The sequence below is a fragment of the Janibacter sp. CFPM2_SD2 genome, from assembly GCF_057364645.1.
In genome coordinates this window covers 1-4,902 of sequence record NZ_JBNFOF010000219.1, presented here as the reverse complement: position 1 = coordinate 4,902, position 4,902 = coordinate 1, and the positions used below count along the sequence as shown (strand labels likewise).

General features: G+C 74.3%; 4 protein-coding genes and 1 pseudogene. 3 read left to right on the top strand and 2 right to left on the bottom strand.

The window, feature by feature from the left end:
- The coding region (locus AC2W7J_RS15745; RefSeq protein WP_485983558.1) for a sensor histidine kinase at nucleotides 1-1,559 on the top strand (1,559 nt) is incomplete at its 5' end.
- On the opposite strand, the pseudogene AC2W7J_RS15740 reads toward AC2W7J_RS15745, so the two are convergent.
- Nucleotides 1,556-2,592: pseudogene (locus tag AC2W7J_RS15740) on the bottom strand (TAXI family TRAP transporter solute-binding subunit). The gene AC2W7J_RS15745 and the pseudogene AC2W7J_RS15740 sit on opposite strands and share 4 nt — an antisense overlap.
- Between AC2W7J_RS15740 and ligD (AC2W7J_RS15735) the strand changes: the two are divergent.
- Nucleotides 2,591-3,529: a non-homologous end-joining DNA ligase gene (gene ligD / locus AC2W7J_RS15735; protein ID WP_485983556.1), complete on the top strand. Its 939-nt coding sequence runs from the start codon at nucleotides 2,591-2,593 to the stop codon at nucleotides 3,527-3,529. The pseudogene AC2W7J_RS15740 and the gene ligD (AC2W7J_RS15735) overlap by 2 nt on opposite strands.
- Nucleotides 3,522-4,409 (top strand): non-homologous end-joining DNA ligase, encoded by an 888-nt coding sequence (gene ligD, locus AC2W7J_RS15730; protein WP_427801433.1) that lies wholly within the window; start codon nucleotides 3,522-3,524, stop codon nucleotides 4,407-4,409. Before ligD (AC2W7J_RS15735) ends, ligD (AC2W7J_RS15730) begins: the two co-directional genes overlap by 8 nt.
- Nucleotides 4,410-4,452: 43 nt before the next feature.
- On the opposite strand, the gene AC2W7J_RS15725 is transcribed toward ligD (AC2W7J_RS15730), so the two are convergent.
- Nucleotides 4,453-4,902 (bottom strand): GntR family transcriptional regulator (locus AC2W7J_RS15725; protein WP_485983554.1); only part of this gene is annotated, 450 nt, incomplete at its 5' end.

The following is a 4,902-nucleotide window of genomic DNA, read 5'->3' as shown; positions in this document are numbered from 1 at the left end:
GGCGGGGAAGCCGCGCCGGCGGTGCAGGCACCGACGCGGCCACCGACGAGGCCGTCACGCGCGCTCTCACCGGAGCGACGACCGTGCCGCCCGGCACCGCGTGGCCGTGGCGCGACGAACCGATGCTCGTCGGCTCCCCGGTCGGGCGAGACGCGCAGGTCCTCGGGGCCGTCGTCGTCACCGCCCCGACCGACGGTGTCCGCAGCGACGTGACGGTGCGCCTGGCGCTCATGGGTGCGCTCGCCCTGGCAACGCTGCTGCTGACCGTCTTCGGAGTCATCCGGCCGCTCGTCGGGTGGGTGCTGCGGCCGGTGCACGCGCTCGACCGCACGGCGACCCGGCTCAGCTCGGGCGACATGGGGGCGCGGGCGAGCGAGACCGGCCCACCCGAGCTGCGCGAGCTGGCCCGGTCCTTCAACGACATGGCCGACAGCGTCGAGGCCTCGCAGGCGCAGCAGCGCGAGCTCGTCGCCGACGCCGCACACCAGCTCGGCAACCCCCTGACGGCGCTGCGGCTGCGCGTCGAGGGCCTGGCCTCCGACGGGGTCGACCGCGACCAGGTCGAGCCGGTCCTCGAGGAGACCGACCGGCTGAGCGCAACCGTCGAGTCGCTGCTGCACCTCAGCCAGGTCGGGGCGACGCAGGTGGTCGCCGAGCCCGTCGACGTCGCCGCCCTCGTGCGCCACCGCTGCCAGATGTGGGACCCGGTCTTCGCCGCGCTCGAGGTGCGCACTCCCCCGTCGGCGATCGCCCTGGCCAGCGCCGAGGTCGTCGACACCGCGATGGACGCGCTGCTCGACAATGCCGCGAAGTTCGCCCCGGGTTCCCCCGTCCTCGTCAGCGTGCAGGTCGCCCCGGCCCCCGCAGGCGAAGGGGGCGTGCCCACGGTTCGAGTGCGGGTCGCCGACGGCGGGCCCGGTCTGCACCCGGACGACGTCGCCAAGGTCGGCGCGCGCTTCTTCCGCGGCCGGGCCCACCAGAACGTGCCGGGCACCGGCCTCGGCCTCGCCATCGTCCGCGCCCGCCTCGCCGACTGCGGTGGCGACCTCGAGGTGGGCCCGGCCTCGTCGCCCGGGCGCGAACCTCGCCGACGCGAACCCCACCGGCGGGCTCGCCGTGACGCTCGTGCTCCCGGCGGCGTAGCCCGGGGCGGGGCCACCCGGCACGACGAGCAGTGCCGGCGGATGGGCCGCTACGCCGTTGCTCCGTACTCCGAGCACGACCACCCGGCACGACGCCACTGGTCGAGCGAAATGGCCACTACGCCGTTGCTCCGTACCCCGAGCACGGCATCACCGCCCGCCACACGCGGAGCCGCGGACGTGCTGCCGGTCTGGGCCGGACCCGATGCACCTGGCTCACCGCGGGTGAGGACCGGATGTTCACCGTACGGAGCAACGGCGCAGGCAACGCCAGCACGCCCCAGCGCTTTCCAGACATCCGATGCTCACCGTACGGAGCAACGACGTAGTGCCCAGCACTCCCCCACGCTCGCCCGAGCCCGGCAGCCGCGCTCACCGTACGGAGCAACGGCACAGCCGGCGAGGCGATCGAGCTAGTCGCGCTGCTCCCGGTAGTAGCGCAGCGCGCCCGGGTGCAGCGGCAGCGGCGAGGTGTAGATGGCGGTGCCGATGTTGGGCTGACGCACGCCGTGGGCGAGCTCGTCGACACGGGGCTGCGCCTCGAAGAGCACGCGGGTGAGGGCGTGGACGAGGCGTTCGTCGAGGTCGCGGCGCACGAGCAGGTAGTTCTGCACGCTGACGGTGTCGACGGCCCGGTCGAGGTCGTAGGTCGAGGCAGGGATCGACGACCGGGAGAACTCGCTGCCGTGCTGCCGCACGAGCCGCGGCACGAGGTGGCCGAGCGGCACGAGCCGGATGTCCCGCGCCTGCGACAGGTGCAGCACCGCGGTGTTGGGCAGGCCGCTGACGAAGAAGAAGGCGTCGAGCCGGTCCGCCGCGAGCGCATCGGCCGACCGCTGCAGCGTCTCCGCGACGGGCCGGAACTCATCACTCGTCAGGCCTGCCGCGCGCATGCACCGCCACGCGATCCCGCGCGTCCCCGACCCGCTCGCGCCCAGGCTCACGCGCGCCCGGCGAGGTCGGTCACGGCACGCACGTCCGAGTCGGCACGCACGACGAGGTGGACGAAGCTGTCGTAGGCACGGGCGAGCGCCCACAGGTCGACCGGCTCGTTCCACACCCCACGACCCCGCCGGGCATCGGCGGCGGTGTCAGCGAGGCTGAAGCCCACGTCGCTCACCCCGGAAGCGACCTCGCGCACGTTGTCGACCGAGGCATTGGTCCCCCGCGTGTGCACGGTGATGCCCGGCAGCTGCTCCTGCCAGGCCTTCGCCAGGGCCTCGCCGTATCGGTGGAAGACCCCACCCGGGTTGCCCGTCGCGAGCGTCAGCTCCGCCGGCTCGAGGTCGTCCCACGACCGGCGCCCGCACGCGCCGAGCGACGCCGGCCCGGCCCGCCCGGCGCCCCACCGCGGCACCGGCCGCGAGCAGCATCCGGCGGGTCGGGTGGGTCGGCATGCGCGACAGCATCCCACGCGGCTCGACGCACGGACCGGGCAGGATGGACCCATGCGCCCGATGCTCGCCACCCTCGCCGACGCGGTGCCGCGCGGCCCCGAGTGGGCGCACGAGGTCAAGTGGGACGGCATGCGCGTCCTCGCCGACGTCCGCGGCGGCGGGCTCACCCTGACGAGCCGGTCCGGTCGCGACGTGACGGTCTCCTTCCCCGAGCTCGTCCCGCTCGCCGACCTCTACGACGACATGCTCCTCGACGGCGAGGTCGTCTCACTCGTCGACGGGCGGCCGAGCTTCGGCGCCCTGGCCGAGCGGATGCACATCGGCGACGCGCGCCGCGCGGGCCCGGGGCGGCCGGTCGCGCACCCGGTGACCTTCGTCGTCTTCGACGTCGTGCGCCTCCTCGGCCAGGACCTCACCCGTCAGCCGTGGTCGGCCCGTCGCGCCCTGCTCGAGCAGCTCGAGCTCGACGGCCCGCGCGTGCACGTCCCACCCGTCCACGACGACGGCGAAGGTCTGCTCGCTGCGACCGCCGAGCAGGGCCTCGAGGGCATCGTCTCCAAGCGCCGCACCTCGCCCTACTCCCCCGGCCGGCGCTCCCCCGACTGGCTCAAGCTGCCCCACCGCGACAGCATCTCGGTCGTCGTCGGCGGCTGGCGCCCCGAGACCGACAGCACCCGCCTGGGTGCCGTGCTCGTCGGGCTGCCGGGTGCCGAGGGGTGGGACTTCGTCGGGCGAGTCGGTTCCGGCCTCGCCGGCCGGGCCGGCGCCGCCCTGCTGGCGCGACTGCGTCCGCTCGAGGTGACGGACTCCCCCTTCGTCACGGAGGTGCCGCGCGAGGACGCGGCCGGCACCACGTGGGTGACCCCGCAGCTCGTCGTCGACGTCGCGAGCCTGGGCCGCAGCAGCGGGGGACGGCTGCGGCAGCCGTCCTTCCAGCGAGTGCGCGCCGACCTCACCGCCACCGACCTGCAGGAGACCGCAGATGGCTGACCCCAAGGGCACCGTCACCCGCGTCGAGGTCGGCGGCCGCACCATGCGCCTCACCTCGCTCGACAAGGTCATGTACCCCGCGACGGAGACGACGAAGGGGGAGATCCTCAGCTACTACGCCCGCGCCGGCGAGACCGTCCTCGCGCACCTCGCGGGCCGCCCCGTGACGCGGGTGCGGTGGCCGCACGGGACGGGCGGGGAGAGCTTCTTCGAGAAGAACCTGCCCTCCGGCGCCCCGAGCTGGCTGCCGCGGGTGCGCGTCCACGACGTCACCTACCCGCTCGTCGAGGACCTCGCCCAGCTGACCTACCTCGTCAACCTCAACAGCATCGAGCTGCACGTGCCCCAGTGGCGCGTCGACGACGAGGGCACGCCGCTCAACCCCGACCGCCTCGTCATCGACCTCGACCCGGGCAAGCCCGCCGGGCTGCACGAGTGCGCCCGGGTGGCGCTCCTGCTGCGCGATCGGCTCGGCGGGCTCGGGCTCGACCTGCACCCCGTGACCTCGGGCAGCAAGGGGATGCAGCTCTACGCGCGGCTCGGCGGCGACCTCACGAGCGACCAGGTACGCGACCTGACGCAGCAGCTCGCGCAGGAGATGACGCGCAAGCACCCCGACCTCGTGCTGTGGAAGATGACCAAGACGCTGCGCCCGGGCAAGGTCTTCCTCGACTGGAGCCAGAATGTCGCGGCCAAGACGACCGTGTGCCCCTACTCGATGCGCGGACGGGACGATCCGTGGGTCGCGGCGCCGCGCACCTGGGACGAGGTCGAGGCCGGGGCCGAGGACCCCGACGCGCTCGAGCAGCTCGACATCGAGCAGGTGCTCGACCGCCTCGACGAGCACGGTGACCTGCTCGCGCCGCTGCTCGACGACTGAGCCTGCCAGCGCGGCCCCCTGCCCGGCCTCCCTCTCCCGGGCGCTACCCCTGCTCGGCGAAGCGCCGCCGCACGAAGCTCTCGTGCGCCATCCGGATGTGCGCGGCCATGAGCTCGCCCGCGAGCTCGGCGCGCCCCTCACCGATGGCTCGGGCGATGAGCCGGTGGACGTCCAGGCTGCGCGCGATGTCCTCGTCGTCGTAGTCGAAGAAGGTCCCCTGCGTCGGCGAGCTGCGCGCGAGCGAGGTGACGATGCGCTGCTGCCGCGGCGAGGCGGCCGCCTCGAGGACGAGCTCGTGGAAGTCACGGTTGTTGCGGTGCAGGGCGTCACGGTCGTGCGTCGGCAGCGCCGCCATCTCGTCCACGAGCCGCCCGAGCCCGGCCACCTGCTCGTCCGTGCGGTGCGCCGCCGCCCGCTGCGCGGCCCGGCTCTCCAGCAGCCGCCGCAGCTCGAAGACCTCGTCGACGTCGGCGCGGGTGAAGTCGGCGACGAA